The sequence below is a fragment of the Acinetobacter sp. A22 genome, assembly GCF_030913345.1.
GTDB lineage: Bacteria > Pseudomonadota > Gammaproteobacteria > Pseudomonadales > Moraxellaceae > Acinetobacter > Acinetobacter junii.
This window is the reverse complement of sequence record NZ_CP133162.1, coordinates 857,038-876,224: the sequence shown is the minus strand read 5'-3', so window position 1 is coordinate 876,224 and position 19,187 is coordinate 857,038. Positions and strand designations below refer to the sequence as shown.

Here is a 19,187-nt window from a genome sequence, read left to right as displayed (position 1 = left end):
AATAGTACTATGGATAGATACATACTTACTGATGCCCAATGGGCAAAAATGGAACCTTTTTGCCTAGGTAAAGTGACCGATCGAGGTCGTAGTGGAAAAGATAATCGATTATTTTTAGAAGCAGTCCTATGGATTGCCCGTACAGGCAGTCCATGGCGTGATCTACCTGCTCATTTTGGTAAATGGAATACCGTCTTTAAAAGATACCGTGACTGGGTTAAAGCTGGTGTATTTGAAACTATTTTTGCATCTGTAAATGAAGATGTTGATTTGGAATACGCCATGATTGATGGAACGATTGTTAAAGTTCATCGACATGGGCAAGGTGCAAAAGGGGGACTTTCAAACAGTCTATAGGTAAATCTCGAGGTGGAATGACCTGTAAAATTCTTGCCTTAGTGGATAGTCTAGGCAACCTCATTAAGTTTCGATTAATGCCTGGTCAATATCACGATTTAGTAGAAACCAAACCTTTAATTGAAGATGTTGATTTTCAAGCATTACTAGCTGATAAAGCATTTGATGCAGATTGGCTCATCCAAGAACTCAATGAACGTAAAGTGAAAGTGGTGATCCCACCCAAATCTAATCGAAAAGTAATGAGAGCATTTGATACGACTATGTATAAATGGCGTCATCTCATTGAAAACTATTTCTGTAAGTTAAAAGAATTTAAACGTATAGCGATGCGTAGTTGTAAAACAGATACGAGTTTTGAAGCCATGATTCAATTGTGTGAACCGTACCGGGTTTGTCGGAGACTTTTTTATTTAAGTTAAGCCACCTGACCTAACGGGTTAATCTTATCATAGTACATTGCTTCAAACTCAAAAGGCGATACATAACCCAGTGCACTGTGTACACGCTTTTTATTGAACCAATCTACCCAGTTTAGTGTCGCAAGTTGTACATCTGCTAAACCTTGCCAATCTGCTTTTAAATATTCAATCACCTCTGTTTTGTATAAGCCATTCACCGTTTCAGCCAGAGCATTATCGTATGAATCACCCGTTGTACCGACTGATGCTCGTAAATTTGCTGCTTCTAAACGATTGGTATAGCGAATGGAAAGATATTGCACACCTCTGTCGGAATGATGAATCACATTCTTTGGCATGCCTCGATCATGCAATGCTTGCTCTAATGCATCAAGCACCATATCTGTATTCATCCGTGTAGATACTTTCCATCCAACAATTGCTCGTGAGAACACATCAATAACAAATGCGGTATATACCCAGCCTGAATGAGTTTGAATATACGTAAAGTCACCCACCCATAGTTGGTTTGGATGATCAGCATTAAAATTACGTTTCACTAAATCATCTGCCCGTTTTTGGTCATCTCGGTTACGGGTGGTTTGTTTATTCTTACCACGCCAAACACCTTGTATACCTAGCTTTTGCATCAATCTAGCAACTGTACAACGTGCAATAACATAACCCTCACGTTTCAATTTTTGCCAAACTTTACGTACACCATATCGACCTGAACTTTCTTTCCAAATTCGTTTAATTTGTTCAGCATGATACTCATCATGTAGATCTCGTTTCGCTCGATGTTCTGGATTGTCAGTGAGATCTAAAGTTCGGTAATAGGTTGAAGGTGCAATCGGTAAAATTCTACAAATCGCTTCAACACCATATCGATCTTTATTGTTATGGATAAAATCCACCATTATTTGTGTGGGCGGTCGAGCTCCGCCTGGGCGAAAAAAGCGGCTGCTTTGCGTAGAATTTCATTGGCACGTTTTAATTCTTTAATTTCACGTTCCATTTGCTTCATTTTTTCTTGGTCAGATATCTGTTGTACTTTGGCAGGATTTAGTTGATCCAGATGCTTTAAATACCAAACACGCAATGTTTCAGGAGTACAACCGATTTTAGGAGCAATAGCTGTGATTGCTGCCCAAGTAGAAGGATAATCTTTTTCAGATTCAATTAGTAATTGAACCGCTCTTTCTCTAATTTCGGGGGTATAGTTTGGTTTTGTCATCGGGATAGTCTCTCAGAATATTGACTCTCCGACAAACCCGGTACGGTTCAGTGCGCGAGTGTAATTAACTCTCGGTAATTCTCAACAGACCCTAGCAAACGCTTTCAATTGTTCAACTGATTCTATTTCATCGGTTTGTTGATTCTTTGCGACTTCACTTAAAGCTTTTGCATTACTTTGATTAACTTCAAATTGTTGTTTAGCTGATTGAGCATCAAGGTGTTCACCTTCTGCTTGGTCTTGAGAATGAGTTGTGATGAGCAGACCCTCGCCAGCTCTAAGCGCACCCCAATGATCAGTACGTAATTCAAAACCTTCACCACGTTCTTCACTTTCTGCTTGGTTTTTCGGATGACTCAACTTACCTAGGTTAAGTTGACTTATGCCGTGACTACTTTGTAACTGAGTACTGATCTGTCCTGTAGTATCATCAAAACGTAGTTGGTTAAATCCTTCACCTTGATATTCTTTGGATTTAATCCCTGATAATTTCTTGGTATCAGGTAACTGACCTGCATTATCAAATTTTGTTGGATAGCGTTGTGCTTCGTGGATTCTTCCCACTACAAAAGGGCGATCAATATTGCCATCAAAAAAATCAATAACTACGATTTCATCAATACGTGGTAAGAACCGAGTTCCATAACCTTCACCTGCCCAAGGGGTTAGTACATCTACCCATGCTGAATCGGTGTCATTATGATTGGCACCAGCACCACCATCATGATTATGGTCTTCTTGTCTAGTAAATAGAAAACGAACTTTTATACGTCCCCATTCATCAACATGGATTTCATCTCCACTCGGCCCTACTACTTGAGCACGTTGTGGTGATACTGCTGGGCGATGTTGTAGTGGATGATATTCGGGCACAGTTTTAATACTTCGTCGTTGTAAAGACAGTGTATTTCCTTGCCGCTCTTCTGTATTTATCTTAGTAATAGAGCTTTTCCAATGACTTTGTTCAAGTAATTGCTCGATTTGTTGATTTAGTTCTTTGGGTAAATTGTTTTGGTTATAAAAGTTTTTACCTGTAATTAGAAATTCTTTGTCTGAACTGATATGTTGGTCGATTTCAGGGTGATCAACTAATGCAAACCAGTATCCAATTTGTGTATCGCGTACAGTCGTCTTTGCCGTAAAGTATTTAGACTTTAGATTATGGTACTGTCCTAAGTTTTGGTTGAATTTCTCTATTTGTGAATTACCTGAGATCGTGGCTCCATCTTCACCCTTTAAATCTTGAATCCATGCAGGACTGAAATGCCATGCATCTTCTAATTGTAGGCTGGCATTATTATATTGATCGCTGTGTTGATGTGTACTTTGGACACTACCTGCACCTTGTTCTTGTTCAAGAGCATCGGCTTGCCAGCGTTGAATATGTACCGCTGTCGGTTGTAGCGAACGTCCAGCGATAAGGCTGGTCATACTATCGTATTGTTCTGTTGCACTACTACGATGATAACGAATTGACCCTCTTTCTAAGGCTTGGTAATGACTATTATCATCAATTAATCGTAACTTTTGGGCTTGGATTGGGCTCAAGTTATTTGTAACAATAAGTTCTACTTCATCAACAAGCCAATTGATACCTTCACTACGTAACAACCGAGTTAGAAAGTCATAATCCGTTTCATTGTGTTGCATAACAAACGGACGGACATCATATTCTTGATTTAACCCATTGAGATCAAGCACTAGTGTTGATGCAAACAAAGGACTTTTTTGTTGCCATTCTTTAAATAAGATTTCCACTACATCAATCGCAGTTTTATTCATAAATACACGGCTATTGCGGCGTTTTTTCCACAATGCAGTTGGGTCTTCTAGGGTAAGTTTATAGAGTGTGAGACTTCCATCAGATTGCCCTTGAAGTGCTTGGGTAATTATCCCTGTAGTACGAAATAATTTTCCTGCATCAGTCACCTGATCAATCGCAACATGACAACCAATAAATTGTTTTAATGGAATCATTACATTAGTTGACAAGCATAATAGCTCAGCGATTAGCCCATCATTGATTCGATGTTCACCATCAATGCGTTGTAAAAAGACTTGGGAATTTAAATATTGATTAGAAAATTGAATATGTAAGGCACGTTTTTGTGAAGTTATACCTAGGCTTTCTAAGACACGAAATATATGATCTAACATCTCTTGTTATTAAAAATCACTCAAATTTCGGCGATCATAAACAAAACAGAACGGTTTGTCTAATTTGTATAGCTATCGTTATTCTTTGTGGAAATATAGTTTCTAATAAGTCTTTTGGTATCTATAACCACAATTTAGCAGACTAAATTCTGATAATTAAATTTTAAATTAGTAATAACAATAAAAAAGCCCTAGCAATCTAGGGCATTTTTAATTCAATTTTTCTTAAACGAAACGAATCGGTTTAAATTCAGGCTCACTCTTATGATGATCATCATCACATTCCTCACCTTCTTCTTTTGTACCACGATCGATATAACCGCTACGCTGTTCTTCAGGTAAATTTTCCATTTCCCAAGCGTATACAGCTTGCATACAAATCTCGCGCTGCTCTTTAGTCAATGCAATACCATTTGGCCATTTACCAATTTCAACAGCTGTTTTAAGACGCTCAACGATTTCAGGATTTAAAATAGCGAGCATTTGTTCAATATTCATGATTCATCCTGTTGAAAAGATTCAAAATCTTGATTCCAACCCAGTTTAGTACGGCAAGCCATATAAAAATCATAACCAGGTGGATGTAATAAGCTTAGTTTAAACGGATGTTTACGAATATGCACTGTGTCGCCAACATTTAATGCCACACTGTGTTGTCCATCTGCACTCACCATTGGTAATACGCGATTTTCTCGTATCGTAATTTTAACTTCACTGTGCCCACCAACGACGATTGGTCTTGATGAAAGCGTATGTGGGTGCATCGGAACTAAAGCGATCGCATCCATGCTTGGATGTAAAATAGGTCCACCACCAGATAAAGCATATGCTGTTGATCCTGTTGGAGTTGAAACAATTAAACCATCACTATGCTGACGATAAACATACTGGCCATCGATGCTCAGCTCAAAATCAATCATATGAACTGATTTTCCTGAGTGTAAAACTACATCATTTAATGCAATTGCATCATAAATCGTTTCATTGTTAGTTCTTACTTCCATTTCTAATAAGAAACGGCGATCTAACTGAAAATGTCCTTGCAAAACTTGATCAAGTTTAAAAATTGCTTCAGCAGGTTTGATGTCGGTTAAAAATCCTAATCGACCTCGGTTAATCCCAATCACTGGTGTGTTGTAACGAACTAAAGCACGTGCTGCATGGAGTAAAGAACCATCCCCTCCTACAACAATCACAAGATCTACAACTTCACCAAGTAAATTTCGGCTAACCGTTTGTCCATGACTATACGGAACTAGTTGTGCAGTTTCTTGGTCGAATACAGGGTTTAAACCTAAAGTGATCAAATGATCATGGATTAAACATAACGTTTCTACAACAGAATACTTGTCTGGTCGCCCAATTAGACCAATATTTCGAAAGGATTTATGTGAAATTTGCACGAATAATTCAGCTCCGTCGCGATTCCTGCCTATCATATCATTAACAGTGCAAATTTCGTTGATGATTGATTAAAAAGTATAAAAATGTATATCCGTTGTTTTTTTATACGAATAATGTCAACACTTTCTTAAAGTTTTTATTTCATGTTGCTATTTATTGACAGTTTTATGATTGCAAATTGCTTATAAGCTATCGCATCATTACCCTCATTGTTTTGGTTTTATCGCAAATCTATGAAGTGTGAACGTGGTATCGGTTTTCTAGCACTAATTTTTTCAATTTTAGTGATCGGTGTATTTATTGCTTTTAGTATCTATTTGATCCGTTTAGATAATATTATCCGCAATAAGTTTGAGGGGCAGCGTTGGGATATTCCTGCCAAAGTATTTGCTCGTCCTTTAGAAATCTATGCGAACGCGCCGATTACTCAAGAGAATTTTACTCAAGAGTTAAAACTCTTGGGCTATAAAAACACCTCTAATTACGATAAATCTGGCAGCTATGTTGTTCAAGGTAATCAAATGTATGTCCACACTCGTGGTTTTGATTACGGTGATACAACTGAACCAGAGCAAGTGCTTGAAGTTGCATTTATCGACGGTCAAGTGAGTGAAATTAGATCAACTAAACCATCAAATACGGGTGTTGCTCGTTTAGAGCCTTTATTGATTGGTGGTATTTACCCTCAACATAATGAAGATCGCGTACTCATAAAATTAAATAAAGTACCAAAACCGTTGATTGAAGCACTCATTTCAACAGAGGATCGAAATTTTTATCAACATCATGGTGTCTCGATTCGTGGTACAGCTCGTGCTTTGGTGAGTAACGCAACTGGAGGAAAACGACAAGGTGGTTCAACACTAACACAACAATTGGTCAAGAACTTCTACCTTTCTCCTGAAAAAACGCTCAAAAGAAAAGTAAATGAAGCATTAATGGCTTTGTTGATCGAACTTCATTACAGCAAAGATGAAATTCTTGAAGCGTATCTAAATGAAGTGAATCTTGGACAAAATGGTAACTACTCAATTAATGGTTACGGTTTAGCTTCACAATTTTATTTTGGTTTACCATTACGTGAACTCAATATTTCTCAGCAAGCATTCTTAGTAGGTTTGGTTCAAGGTCCATCATTATACAATCCTTGGCGCAATCCAGAATCAGCTAAAAAACGTCGTGACATCGTATTGAATAACATGTTGGTCATGGGCTATTTAACAGAAGCTGAATATCAAGATGAAATTGCACGTCCTTTAAATGTTGTCAGTAAACCAACTTTAGGCCCTGCTAAATTCCCAGATTTTCTCGATATTGTTCGTCGCCAACTACGCACAGAATATCAAGAAAGTGATATTACCAATCAAGGCTTAAAAATCTTTACGACACTTGATCCAATAGCTCAAACTCAAGTTCAAAGTGCTTTTAAAAGCTCTGTAGAACGCTTAGCAGGTAGCAACCCTTCTCGTTTAAAGAACCTTCAAGGTGCTGTTCTTGTTGCCCATCCTGAAAATGGTGAGTTAATCGCAGCTGTTGGTTCTACTCAAGATTTTACTGGATTTAACCGCGCACTTGATGCTAAACGTCAGGTTGGGTCATTACTCAAACCAATTATCTATTTGAATGCAATAGAATCTGGTCGCTACACATGGGCTACCCCTATTGAAGATACTGCCGTCAATATCCCTATTGATGGAGATAAAAGTTGGACGCCTAAAAACTATAGTGGTGGCGAACATGGCGTAGTACCAATGCAACAGGCATTAGCAAATTCATACAACTTATCTACAGTACGTCTTGCCAATGAGTTTGGCTTATCAACCTTTAGTAATAAATTAAAGCAATTTGGAGTAACTTCAGACATTCCAGCTTATCCTTCAATCTATCTAGGTGCAGTCAATATGTCACCGATGGAGGTATTAAGTATTTATGGAAACTTCGCTACTGGTGGTTTCAAATATCCACCTCGTTCAATACGCACTGTTGTTGATGCTAAAGGTCGTTTATTAGAACGATATGGTCTAAACGTACAACAAACGATTGACCCCGCTGCGGCATATATTTTGAATTATGGTTTACAACAAGTAATGCGTTCAGGTACAGGTCGTTCAGCATATAGCAGTTTACCTGAGTCTCTAAATTTAGCTGGTAAGTCAGGCACAACAAATGATACGCGTGACTCTTGGTTCGCAGGGTATTCTGGTAATCATGTTGCGGTAGTTTGGTTGGGTTTAGACGACAATAAAATAACAGGTTTAACAGGTTCATCAGGCGCTTTACCTGTTTGGACGAATGTCATGAAGCAACTTCGCCAAGAACCCGTGAATTTACGTCAAACAGATAATGTTCAATGGCAATGGATTGATAGTGCTAGCGGTGATTTATCTGCTCAAGGTTGTGATGGTGCAATGTATATTCCTTTGCTTCGCCAAACAGTTCCCCGTCGAGCTACTACTTGTGGTTTATCGCACTATGAAGTTGAACCGACTTACAACCCATCGACTGAAGACAATCAAGGCAATGAAAGCGATGGTATTAGTAACTACATTCGAGAAAGTGAAACAGAAATGGACAATGATTTATCAAATCACTCCTCTACAAGAATTATTTCTAGCGGTAGCTACAACGGCGAGAATTAAACTCAAAGGAATGATTTGAAATGATGAAAAAAGTAACAGTACTTACTGCTATGTTAGTTATGGGTGGCTGTACCCTAACACCTGAAAAGAGCACTTCAAAACCGATGAAGCAGCTACCAACCACCACAACTCAAAAGAAGAAGGTTACACCACCTTCTTCGGGTGTAAAAATTACACCTTATGAGCAAAAAGAAATAAAACGTAAAAATGTGGAGGTTGTTGTACCACAACAAAAAGTACAGCAGAAATTTAATGACGGGAGTCAGTTACCTGCATTTAGAACATTAATGCAGAAGACTCAAGCGGCATATAAACAGAAACAACTCGCTGAAGCTGAACGATATGCTTTGCAGGCTCAGCGTATTGCACCTCAAGCATCTGAAACTTACCTTTATCTAGCCTTAATTGCAGATCAACGCAAACAGTATGCAAATGCTGAAGCTTTAGCACGTCGTGGGTTAAGCTATGCACAAAGCAACTCAATGAAAAAACAACTCTGGATGATCGTACTTAAAGCCAGCGAAGCACGAAATCATCCTGTCAAAGCTCAAGAAGCACGTCGAGCAATTCAAGCTCTTTAATTGGTTAAATTGAACTGAATTGTCGTATTCCAGCAAGCCCATAAGCATTGTGTTTTTGGGCTTGTTCTAAATCTGCTGGCGCAACGCCCCCTAGAGCAAAAACTGGAATATCACTCTTTTGAGCTAATGCTGCAAATCCGTCCCAACCAAGTACTTTGCTATTTGGATGAGTTGCTGTCGGATTTACAGGGCTTAAAAAAATCGCATCACACCCAATCTGATGCGCATGTTGTAATGAAACAGCATCATGGCAAGCAGCGATATAACGTTTAGCTACAACCAAATCACCCTTTTTCAGTTGCATTAACTGAGATTGTTTGAGGTGGACTGTTTTAATTTTTTCTTGCAACACTGTATTAAATTGTTGCCAAACATCCACATTAACAATCAATTTCAATAATTGCTGTTCAGACAATTTAATTAATTGCTGTTGAAGTTTTTCAATGTCTTTACTTTCTATACGTAAATACATTTGTGAATTAGTTTCTGGTAATTCATCAACTTGATCACTAATTTTGATCAAGTGAGACCAGATCAATCGCTCTATAATCGTTGAATTTGCTTTTGGAAAGTTTAAGTCCGTGAGTTGATCTCTACTAAACCAAGACCATGGTTGATGGATTAAATTTAAAAGCTCATCAGGAACATACGCATGCAATAGATGTAAAGTAACAATAATATCTTCATATTCATGTCGAATAACATCGAACTGATGCCACTCCTTTAATCCGATTCCTACCTCCTCATAGACCTCTCTGCGGCAAGCTTGCTCAGGTGTTTCACCTTCCTCAATTTTCCCACCAGGAAATTCATGCTTATTACCTTGATGTTGGTTTGCTTGTCGCCATCCAACTAGCACTTTAGATTTATGTAATAGAATTGCGATTGCAACATCAACAGTAGCTTTTGCCATAACCATCTAAAATCCTTGATATTTTAAAATTCATTCTAATGAGTTTGTAACCCAATTCACATGTCAAAGAATAAATAATTTGATCATTTTGTAAAATAATGAAATTTGCATTGACAGGTATATTCGATAATGATTATCATTTAAATCATTAAAAAACACACCACGGAGCATAACAAATGAACGCACCTTTTAATCTTTTTACTCGCAGTACAGATTCAGCACAATCGTTGCCAATGTTACATTCAAACAACTTGTTTGCCTTAGGACGTGAAATCCGTATCATGCATGCAGGTGAAGAATATCGCCTACGCCTTACTCGTAACAATCGATTAATTTTAACGAAATAAGATTAATAGAAGAATAAACGTATAAGAACAATAAACGTGGGAATAGCAGTATGTCAGCGCGCACTGCTCTTTTTGTTCGTTAAATAGTTTTAGGCAATTGTATTTGTATCTTTAATCCACCAATTGATGATTGTGCAAAAGTGATCCTACCACGATGAAGTTCTATTATTTTTTTACAAATTGATAACCCTAAACCTGAACCTTGTGTTTTCGTTCCCAACACCCTAAAGAATCGCTCACCTAAACGTTCTAACACTTCTGTATCGAGTCCTGCACCTTGATTTTCGATTGTTAAATTAATGTAATCTGAATCATCATCAAGTTTTATATGAATTGAATAATTTGCTTCTGAATATCGAATTGCATTATCTAAAATATTTCGCAGGCAGGTATAAATTAATTGTTCATTAGCAAAAATATCTAACTTCTTATCAATTAAGATATTTTGATAAAAAATTTCCAAATTTTTTGTTTCGATCGCAGTTGAAAAGTCAGATAAAAGAAGTTTGACCATTTCATTTAAATCAAAATATGTCTTTGGCAAATGTTCTGGATGTTCAGGATCTAAACGCGCGAGTAAAAGTAAATTTTCCAGTGTTTGAATTCCACGAGAGACATCTAATTGTATGCTATCTAGCTCTTTTGCACGTTCTGGATATTTTCGTTGTAATAATTGTAGGCGCAACTGAATCGCAGAGAGCGGTGATCTTAGCTCATGGGAAGCATCAGCAGTAAAGCGTTGTTCTGCTTTTAATGAATTATCTAAACGTTTAAGCAAATAATTCAATTGAGCTAGGATTGGTTGTAATTCCTTCACCTCAAATTCAGCAAACTTAATGGAACTTAAGTCTTCTGCATTTTTTGCTGAAATTTGTTTAGAAAGTTGATGTACTGCTTTGAACTGTCGCTTAATTAAAAAATACAAGATCATCCATTGTAATGACCAAACCATAAGCAAAATCAAAATGTAAGCTGAGAAACTGTGCAATAATTCCTCAAATCTTTCCTCTAAAGGTTGTATCACCAATACATTCATATTTGCTTGATGATCTTTCGCAACATAACTCCGCCACAATTGATGATTCTGCCAAAAGAATCCGTACTGATGATGATCATTAGGAAAAATGCGAGGTTCTTGATCTAATAGAAAACCTTCTGATTGTGTTAAAACAAGTTGTGAATTTTTCAATCTGTATTGAATATCAAATTGTTCACTTAACTCATCAATTTGCTTCCCTGAGCTGGTGGTTAGATCAGAAAGAAGCAGCATATCTGATATCTCATCCATGATTTCATCTTGCACATGCATGGTTTGATAAACAGAGACAACTACAAATATGAGTAGCGCTAAGCTGCCTACCATGACTGAGCTGATTAAGGAGGTCTTAATTAATTGATTTTGCAATGAGACGGTTTTCATTGGTTCAAACCAAGTTCATTCTGTAACCTAAACCACGAATAGTTTTGATTAGGGTCTGTTGACATTTACTGTTCATAATTAAACCTATAAAGGTAGCCATAAAAATATACAGGCTAAGGCAACAGCACTTTGATAATTTCTTTTGAGCTTGTCATATCGAGTAGCTATCCCTCTAAATTGTTTTAATCTACAAAACATATTTTCAACTAAATGCCTGATTTTATATAAATACCAGTCCATATGATCATTGTTCGATTGGCTATTTATTTTCTTTGGTATATTCGCTTTTGTTCCTGTTTTTCTGATCTGCTCACGCAGTGGTTCTGAATCATAGCCTTTATCTGCGCATACCACTTCTGTCTCTTTTAAATCTAATGTTGCTATTAAATCAGGTGCAACTTTGATGTCATGTGTAGTGCCATCGGTAATCATGAAATCAATAGGATTGCCATGTGAATCAACAATCAAATGTATTTTTGAGGAGTTTCCTCCTACACTTTTAGAAATGGATTGATTCGCTATACCGGCAGAATGTTGATGAGCACGTACGTGAGAGCCATCAATAAAAATCCACTCCATATCGGGGCATGATGCTAATAATTTGAATAATCTAAGCAACTTACCGCTGCTTGACCAACGATTAAAACGTTTGAAAATAGAGTTTGATTGACCGAAATAGGAAGGAATATCTCGCCACGGACAGCCTGTTCTAATTCTATAGAGAATAGCTTCAATAAAATTACGTAAATTTGAGTTGTGATGAATAGATAAATTACGCAAAATAGTTTTCAACTTTTGCCAGTGTTGATCTGTCAGCATGGTACGAGGCATAGCGAATAGTAAAATTGGGTTTGGCGATTTGATTTTACTACTTCGCTATTTTTTTAAGCTAAAAGTGTCAACACACCCTAGTTGGCTACCAATTTTTTTTCGAATTTGATATATGAAGACCTCTATCGCATTACTCTCAATCTCCTCTCCCCAAGCATATAATGATTCTTCGAGTTGCTCACGGGTGACAATATGATTTGGATTTTGCATTAACTTATATAAAATTTGAAACTCTTTAGCAGTTAAATTTACCGTTTCACCTGCTTTCAAAACGGTCTTCGCATTAGGATCGAGTTTTAAATCAGCAAAACAAAGATATGCTCCTGTCTGCTTCTGAGATTGTCTTAGTTGTGCGCGGATTCTTGCAGAAAGTTCCTCTAAGTTAAAAGGCTTAACTAAATAGTCGTTTGCTCCTAAATCTAATCCCTCCACACGATCATGAATATGGTCCTTTGCAGTGATAAAAATCACTGGAATCAACAAATGCAAAAAGCCACATGATTTCTCATATGGCTTGTTTAATTTAATCAGTTAAAACTGCACTTGATCGACATCAACTTCAACACGCTTCATAGGCTTATAATCGATATCAATCTCACCGATCAAAGTCACAGGAGTTTTAGCAGATACTGGTTTACCTTTCCATAAATCATCATCAATATCGACAGTCATAGAACCTGTTTGGTCACTAAACTGGTATTTTTCATCACCTGTTGCCTTCACAATATAACCTTTAAGCATAACAGGTGAATCATCTTTAAGTGTCAAAGCTTGTTTAACTGTTGTCGTTTGAGTCGGTGCTAAAGCCTGTTGATTAACTGCACCCGTGTTCGCTAAAGCAAATGTTGTTGTAGCAACTAAGCCTAAAATTACAGCAATTTTAGAGAACATATTCATCTATTTACCCTTGTTTATGTATTCACTTTTGATAAAGGTATTTAAACAAAGCTAGATGAGGTGAATCTTAAGATTTCTATTTTGCTTAACTCAATGGCACGACACGGAGTACTTCTTCCAAAGTTGTTACGCCTTCAATCACTTTACGAGCACCTGCAATTCTCAAAGGTTCAACACCCTCTTTTTTTGCCTGTACTTTTAAATCATTCAAAGTTCCATGTGCACTAATCAAAGATTTGAGTTCGAGACTCACTGGCATAAACTCATAAATTCCTACACGACCTTTATAACCTGTATGACGACAGGTTTCACATCCAACCGCCTTATACATCGTTTCAGGCATTTCCATAATGTAATCAAAAGTCAGGTGTTCCCACTCTTGTTCATTCATTGAGGTTTCTTGTTTACATTGCGGACATAAACGACGGACCAAGCGTTGTGCCAATACACCAAGAATGGTTGCAGCTGTTAAAAATGGTTGAACACCCAAATCATGCAGACGAGTTAAACTTGAAGGTGCATCATTGGTATGTAAAGTTGATAATACCAAATGTCCTGTGAGTGCGGCTTGAATTGCCATATTTGCAGTATCGTGATCACGAATCTCACCCACCATGATGATATCAGGATCTTGACGCATCAAAGCTCGTACACTATCTGCGAATCCCAATTCAATCGTTGGATTAACCTGCATTTGGTTAAAACTTGGCTCCAACATTTCGATTGGATCTTCAATGGTACATACATTCACTTGTTCAGTAGCTAATTGCTTCAATGAGGAATATAAAGTTGTGGTTTTACCAGAGCCTGTTGGACCTGTTACTAAAATAATCCCATGACTATGTTGCGTTAATTGCTGCCAACTATGTAACAAATGTCCTTCGAATCCCAGTTGTTGAAAACTTCTAACCAATACTTCAGGATCAAAAATACGCATTACCAACTTTTCACCAAATGCTGTAGGCAAAGTTGATAAACGTAACTCTGTTTCTTGTCCTTTAGGTGTTCGTGTTTTCAAACGACCATCTTGTGGTTTACGTTTTTCAGCGACATTCATTCGACCAAGAATTTTAATCCGTGAAATCACTGCTGTGAGAGTATTTGCAGGCATATTATAAATTGTATGTAATACACCATCGATACGAAAACGTACCTTACCCTTTTCCTTGCGAGGTTCTAGATGGATATCGCTAGCACCTTGCTCGAAAGCAAATTGCAACACCCAATCCACCAATTTAACAATGTGCTGATCATTAGCATCAGGATTTTGGGTATCACCAAGCTGTAATAGAGCTTCAACACCCTTATTATCTCGATCGAAAGGACTAGAGTTTTGAGAGGAATTTACAGCTCGACTGACTTGATAATACTCAACCAAATAGCGACGAAGCTGTTCAGGATTGAGGAGAACGGGTTCAACTTTCTTAGGACTGAGGCTCCTCTCTAAATTATTTTTCCACTCCAAAGAAAATGGTTGATCCGTACCAATCAGAATACGATCTGCGTGTACTTCAACGGCAAGAATATGGTTCCGTACAGCAAACTCCTGCGACATAACCCCAGTTAAAACTGCTACATCAGCTTTTAATGGATCAATAACAAATAAAGGAACTTGAGACTTTTCAGCCAACCATAGACATAACCGATTTAGTGTTAAGGTTTGCCCAGCATTTAGCTGGTCTTTTAAATTAAAGTTTGCTATCCATTGAAGAGGATGCCATTTCAATTGTTCTTTTTGGCGATGTGTAGTTTGTACCAATAATTTATCACGCTCATTAATTCTTCCGTCTTTTTGTAATTGTTCTAAACACCAAAAAATATCGATTTCAAAGTTAAACGTCATTGTTATACCCCAACTAATTTCTATAATATAACAGAGAACCAGCAGAATCTGTCAGATCATTTTGTAGATTCCAACTCAGTAAATACGCCTTGAAAACATAGACATAAGTTCAATAATTTGACTATAAACTTTGTGAAATTGTGATATAAGTTTTAGAAACGATTAAATATTTGAAATGTTTCATCCTTCCATATCAACGCTGCATGATGAACATATAACAACAGAGATAAATTATGGCTGAACTCATGAATTATTCGATACAAAATACATCATTCAGCCAACTTATGATGATTTTTGCAGTGTCTTTGGGCTGTGGATTATTGATTGGTTTAGAACGTGAACGCAGTAAAAGTAGGCATAAAACTAAAACATTTGCAGGTTTTAGAACTTTTGCAATCACCTCACTTTTAGGTACGTTGTGTTTTTTATTTAACTTAGAAATTGGAATCACGGGGGCAATTCTAGTCGGTGCAATTAGTATTGCGTCGCTACGTAATCAACAAGATGATCCAGGGGTTACAACAGAACTTGCCTTTATCATGACCTATTTTATAGGTGCAGTATGTATTTGGAATATCAATTTAGCGGCAGGTCTTGCTGTCACTTTGACCATACTGCTCTTTGCCAAAGAAACATTACATGGATTAGCTAATCAATGGATTAGCGAGACTGAATTAAGGGATGGTGTTTTATTACTGGCACTTATTCTTATTGGATTACCTTTAGCACCTGATAAAGCGTATTGGGGACCCGTTTTAAATCCTTATACGATTCTCAAGTTACTCAGCTTGATTTTATTGGTTCAAGCGTTAGCTCATTTTGCCAAACGCTTGTTATCTTCTAGAAATGCGATCGTTTTTTCCTCCTTAGCTTCAGGCTTTGTATCAAGTACTGCAACTGTCGCAAACTTAGGTATGGAAGTTCGTAATAATCATGCCGACCCTAAAATCAATGCAGGTGCTGCGCTGATGTCTTGCGTTGCAACTTTAGTTCAAATGCTGATTATCGTCGCTAGTATCAGCATGGCATGGTTAGAGCTTCTTTTAATACCTAGTTTAATTTCGACCTTATTACTATTTGCATGGTCTATTTATCTGTTGCGTAAATCTACTAAAAATGAGCTAAGTCAAAAAACTGATGAAAGTCGTATGTTTAGTTTTAAAAATGCGATTGTTATTACCGTAGCATTATCCACCATACAAGCAGCCGTCTATGGCTTAAATTTATGGTTAGGTAATAGCGGACTTATTATTGGAACATTCATCGCCTCTTTATTTGAAATTCATGCGGCAATTGCCGCAATAGTCGTCCAAGGCGATCCAAATACGGCTCAGGCAACACCATTGCTAATTGCTTTAATGGTTGGTCTATGTGCCCACGCGATGTCAAAAAGTATTAATGCTGGGCTTACAGGCGGTTCTAAATATGCACTTGCATTCGTTCCAGCACAGATTCTTCATATGGCTATTTTAGTTATTTTAGTTTGGGTATCCCGCTGATAAATAGAATAGCCAAAGCTGACATTAAAGTTTCACAATTTCGATGGTATTCGCTATGACTTTGAAATTTACATCGAATTGGGAAAACTTCATTTTATAAATCCGTTCAGCATCCTCATGATATGCAGGTCTTGGGTCTAAAGCCAATACTTGCTCCATTTCATTAAATATGCGAATAGGTATTTGGTCTTTTTGGATAAATTGTTGTCGTTGATGCAATGCCATCTCACTCCAAACAACTTGCTTACGCTGAGGCTCTTCTTGAGCATATCCACTTAATGCATTTGCAATAGAATCCGAATATTGAATATAAGGTTTAATGTCTACAATCGGCGTACCATCTAACAAATCAGCACCTGTAACATAAATTCGAACACGATCTGCTAACTTTTCAATACGCAAGAATTGCACCACGGATAGTCCAATCGGAGATGGTCGGTACATACTTCTTGTGGCAAAGACACCAATTTTTTGATTACCACCTAATCTAGGTGGTCGAACTTGTGCTCGAAATTTATGTCCAGCATCAGTGTTGTTTGCTTGATGCTTATTGTTATGGAACTGCCAAAGTAGCCATAAATGACTAAATTCATCTATCCCTTCAAAAGCCAATATATCGTTATAAGGCTCGATCATTTCGATATATGACTCCACCTGAACCAAATTTGGTTGTCGTGGAATGCCAAATTTTTCACAATAAGGTGAATGCATATAACCAATGATCGGAATTGTAACAACGGAATTCATCACTTTTTCTTATAAAGACAATTAAATATATTCAGTTTATAGAGAATGATTTTAGATTAGAATAGCAATCTGTTTCTTTTAACTGTGATCGAGACCTTTAATGGCTGCTTTTAACGTTGAACGCATTACTCATGTTCACCACTGGAATGACACGCTTTTCAGTTTTAAAACTACACGCGACACAAGCTTACGTTTTAAAAATGGTCAGTTTGTAATGATCGGACTTGAAGTGAATGGTAAGCCTTTAATGCGTGCTTATTCGATTGCGAGTGCGAATTATGAAGAAGAATTAGAATTCTTCTCGATTAAAGTACCTGATGGTCCTTTAACTTCTATTTTACAAAAAGTTCAGGTTGGTGACGAAATCCTTATTTCAAAAAAACCAACAGGTACTTTAGTACATGATGATTTATTGCCTGGTAAAAATTTATACCTTTTATCTTCTGGTACTGGTTTAGCACCTTTCCTTTCACTTATTCGTGATCCTGAAACTTATGAAAAGTTTGAGAAAGTGATCGTTGTGCACGGTACACGTTATATTTCTGAACTTGCATATCAAGATTTGATTCTTAATGAGCTTCCAAATCATGAATTTTTCGAAGAGCTAGGAATCAAAGATAAACTCGTATATTACCCTACAGTTACACGTGAACCATTCCATACACAAGGTCGTGTGACTACTGCTATTGAAACAGGTCAATTATTTGAAAAAATTGGTTTGCCACGTTTCAATCGTGAAACTGACCGTGCAATGTTATGTGGTAGCCCTGCTTTCTTGAAAGATGTAGCTGCACTTTTAGATGAACATGGTCTCGTTGAATCACCACGTATGGGTGTAATGGGTGATTATGTAATCGAACGTGCTTTCGTAGAAAAATAATACCTATGCATTAATAAAAAAGCCGAGGAAGATATCCCCGGCTTTTTTATTATTAAATCTTATTAATAGCTTATTTAGTGATCTTTAATAATATTATTTAGAGCAATAAAAACTATTTATTAAGCAGCTTCAAAAGAAATTAATCGCACAATATAATACCAACACTCTTCAATTTGAACATGATCTTGATTTACCTTTGCAAGTGTCGTCATCCCATCAAGAATATTAATATACATCGTAGTTAACACATGAGGTTGAAATACTTTTGCCTTTTCAAATAGATCTTCAACTAAATTCATCAACCAATTTCTATAGTCGACAATTGGACCAATAATAGATGGGTATTGTTGTAAAATTTCCAATGAAGCCTTTTGAAACATACAACCATGGAAATCATCCGAGTTAAACCATGACACATGCCAAAAATATACTGCTTTAATTTTTCCTAAATAATCACCCTCATCAATCTGATTTAATTGTTGCTCAATCGCTTGCTGAATGCTTTTATTTCTTCTAGATAAACACTCTTCGATTAGACTCTCTTTAGATGGGAAATACTTGTAGAAAGTCATCTTAGCGACGCCTGACTCACTGATAATTCGATCAATTCCTATAGAACTATAGTTATGACGGTTAAATAAATTCAGTGCCGTTGTAATAATATCTTCTTTTTTTGACATTTTATTATCCTTTAGAATTTTATCAAAAAACTTAATGTATTATTTAGACATAGTAAATGCTGGATAATTCTGGCTACTATGCTTATTCATATTATTTTAAGAGCATTATCGAAAATATGGAAACTTTTCTTAAACAACTCATGATTAAGTTAAGCAAAAAAGTAGGAATACACAAGATAATTTGTAAAAAAATTTTTTTCTTATAAATAAAACAGTCATTATTGTGTGCATTAAATCACTTTTTTACAATAATAAATTAGCTAATTAAGTACATCCCTTAGTTTTCAAAAACGAGAATCAATTGCTTTCAAAAAAAAATAGTCTTATATTTTATTAATACAATAAAAAGATTTT

The 19,187-nt window shown here is 36.7% G+C and carries 16 protein-coding genes, 2 pseudogenes and 1 other annotated feature; of the genes and pseudogenes, 6 read left to right on the top strand and 12 right to left on the bottom strand.

Going from position 1 to position 19,187, the window contains the following annotated elements:
- The first annotated feature begins 9 nt into the window (after window positions 1-9).
- Window positions 10-779, top strand: a protein-coding gene (locus Q9Q86_RS04395; protein WP_305156083.1) for an IS5 family transposase whose coding sequence is annotated in 2 segments (ribosomal slippage) — window positions 10-346 and window positions 346-779 — 771 coding nt in all. Because the reading frame shifts where the segments join, the coding sequence is not laid out codon by codon here.
- Here the strand turns inward: Q9Q86_RS04395 and Q9Q86_RS04390 are convergent.
- The 4 genes and pseudogenes from Q9Q86_RS04390 to Q9Q86_RS04375 all read right to left on the bottom strand — a co-directional run bounded on the left by Q9Q86_RS04390 (window position 776) and on the right by Q9Q86_RS04375 (window position 5,555).
- A protein-coding gene (locus Q9Q86_RS04390) for an IS3-like element ISAba19 family transposase (protein WP_087486619.1) occupies window positions 776-1,995 on the bottom strand; the annotation gives its coding sequence in 2 pieces (ribosomal slippage) (window positions 776-1,719 and window positions 1,719-1,995; 1,221 coding nt in all). The two genes, Q9Q86_RS04395 and Q9Q86_RS04390, sit on opposite strands and share 4 nt — an antisense overlap.
- Window positions 1,604-1,720, bottom strand: a sequence feature (AL1L pseudoknot). It overlaps the preceding gene by 117 nt.
- 96 nt (window positions 1,996-2,091) lie before the next feature.
- A pseudogene (locus tag Q9Q86_RS04385) lies at window positions 2,092-4,152 on the bottom strand (type VI secretion system Vgr family protein); the annotation flags it as partial.
- A 225-nt stretch (window positions 4,153-4,377) separates the two neighbouring features.
- Window positions 4,378-4,650 (bottom strand): YeaC family protein, encoded by a 273-nt coding sequence (locus Q9Q86_RS04380; protein ID WP_112986732.1) that lies wholly within the window; start codon window positions 4,648-4,650, stop codon window positions 4,378-4,380.
- The gene (locus tag Q9Q86_RS04375) at window positions 4,647-5,555 is read right to left on the bottom strand and encodes an NAD(+) kinase (RefSeq protein ID WP_005402512.1); all 909 of its coding nucleotides are present in this window, start codon (window positions 5,553-5,555) and stop codon (window positions 4,647-4,649) included. The genes Q9Q86_RS04380 and Q9Q86_RS04375 overlap by 4 nt, the downstream gene beginning before the upstream one ends.
- 234 nt (window positions 5,556-5,789) lie before the next feature.
- Between Q9Q86_RS04375 and mrcB the strand changes: the two genes are divergently transcribed.
- Together mrcB and Q9Q86_RS04365 are read left to right on the top strand one after the other, a co-directional pair.
- Window positions 5,790-8,195, top strand: coding sequence for a penicillin-binding protein 1B (gene mrcB, locus Q9Q86_RS04370; RefSeq protein ID WP_112986731.1), 2,406 nt, complete (start codon window positions 5,790-5,792; stop codon window positions 8,193-8,195).
- A 20-nt stretch (window positions 8,196-8,215) separates the two neighbouring features.
- Window positions 8,216-8,776, top strand: coding sequence for a tetratricopeptide repeat protein (locus Q9Q86_RS04365; RefSeq protein WP_112986730.1), 561 nt, complete (start codon window positions 8,216-8,218; stop codon window positions 8,774-8,776).
- 4 nt (window positions 8,777-8,780) lie between these two features.
- On the opposite strand, the gene Q9Q86_RS04360 is transcribed toward Q9Q86_RS04365, so the two are convergent.
- Entirely contained in the window at window positions 8,781-9,689 is a 909-nt protein-coding gene (locus Q9Q86_RS04360; RefSeq protein WP_171293866.1) for a thiamine phosphate synthase, read from the bottom strand.
- A 176-nt stretch (window positions 9,690-9,865) separates the two neighbouring features.
- Here Q9Q86_RS04360 and hemP point away from each other — a divergent pair, with 176 nt between their 5' ends.
- Entirely contained in the window at window positions 9,866-10,036 is a 171-nt protein-coding gene (gene hemP / locus Q9Q86_RS04355) for a hemin uptake protein HemP (protein ID WP_004638676.1), read from the top strand.
- A gap of 79 nt (window positions 10,037-10,115) precedes the next feature.
- Here hemP and Q9Q86_RS04350 read toward each other — a convergent pair whose 3' ends face one another.
- The 5 genes and pseudogenes from Q9Q86_RS04350 to Q9Q86_RS04330 all read right to left on the bottom strand — a co-directional run bounded on the left by Q9Q86_RS04350 (window position 10,116) and on the right by Q9Q86_RS04330 (window position 15,027).
- Window positions 10,116-11,456 (bottom strand): HAMP domain-containing sensor histidine kinase, encoded by a 1,341-nt coding sequence (locus Q9Q86_RS04350; protein ID WP_112986728.1) that lies wholly within the window; start codon window positions 11,454-11,456, stop codon window positions 10,116-10,118.
- A gap of 84 nt (window positions 11,457-11,540) precedes the next feature.
- Window positions 11,541-12,287: an IS5 family transposase gene (locus Q9Q86_RS04345; protein WP_004912080.1), complete on the bottom strand. Its 747-nt coding sequence runs from the start codon at window positions 12,285-12,287 to the stop codon at window positions 11,541-11,543.
- A 45-nt stretch (window positions 12,288-12,332) separates the two neighbouring features.
- Window positions 12,333-12,761, bottom strand: a pseudogene (locus Q9Q86_RS04340) (response regulator transcription factor); the annotation flags it as partial.
- A 57-nt stretch (window positions 12,762-12,818) separates the two neighbouring features.
- Window positions 12,819-13,184, bottom strand: a complete 366-nt coding sequence (locus tag Q9Q86_RS04335) for a NirD/YgiW/YdeI family stress tolerance protein (protein WP_112987672.1) — start codon at window positions 13,182-13,184, stop codon at window positions 12,819-12,821.
- A gap of 85 nt (window positions 13,185-13,269) precedes the next feature.
- Window positions 13,270-15,027 (bottom strand): GspE/PulE family protein, encoded by a 1,758-nt coding sequence (locus tag Q9Q86_RS04330; protein WP_112987671.1) that lies wholly within the window; start codon window positions 15,025-15,027, stop codon window positions 13,270-13,272.
- A gap of 233 nt (window positions 15,028-15,260) precedes the next feature.
- On the opposite strand from Q9Q86_RS04330, the gene Q9Q86_RS04325 reads away from it, so the two are divergent.
- Complete coding sequence (locus Q9Q86_RS04325) at window positions 15,261-16,526, top strand: MgtC/SapB family protein (protein ID WP_112987670.1); 1,266 nt, start codon at window positions 15,261-15,263, stop codon at window positions 16,524-16,526.
- 24 nt (window positions 16,527-16,550) lie between these two features.
- Here the strand turns inward: Q9Q86_RS04325 and tsaA are convergent, their stop codons facing one another.
- Window positions 16,551-17,273 carry a tRNA (N6-threonylcarbamoyladenosine(37)-N6)-methyltransferase TrmO gene (gene tsaA, locus Q9Q86_RS04320; RefSeq protein ID WP_112987669.1) on the bottom strand — a complete coding sequence of 241 codons (723 nt, stop codon included), beginning with the start codon at window positions 17,271-17,273 and terminating at the stop codon, window positions 16,551-16,553.
- Window positions 17,274-17,373: 100 nt separating this feature from the next.
- Here tsaA and Q9Q86_RS04315 point away from each other — a divergent pair, with 100 nt between their 5' ends.
- On the top strand, window positions 17,374-18,153 hold the full coding sequence (locus Q9Q86_RS04315; RefSeq protein WP_004911671.1) for a ferredoxin--NADP reductase: 780 nt from the start codon (window positions 17,374-17,376) through the stop codon (window positions 18,151-18,153).
- A 119-nt stretch (window positions 18,154-18,272) separates the two neighbouring features.
- On the opposite strand, the gene Q9Q86_RS04310 is transcribed toward Q9Q86_RS04315, so the two are convergent.
- Window positions 18,273-18,833, bottom strand: a complete 561-nt coding sequence (locus tag Q9Q86_RS04310; protein ID WP_112987668.1) for a TetR/AcrR family transcriptional regulator — start codon at window positions 18,831-18,833, stop codon at window positions 18,273-18,275.
- Window positions 18,834-19,187: the final 354 nt, after the last annotated feature.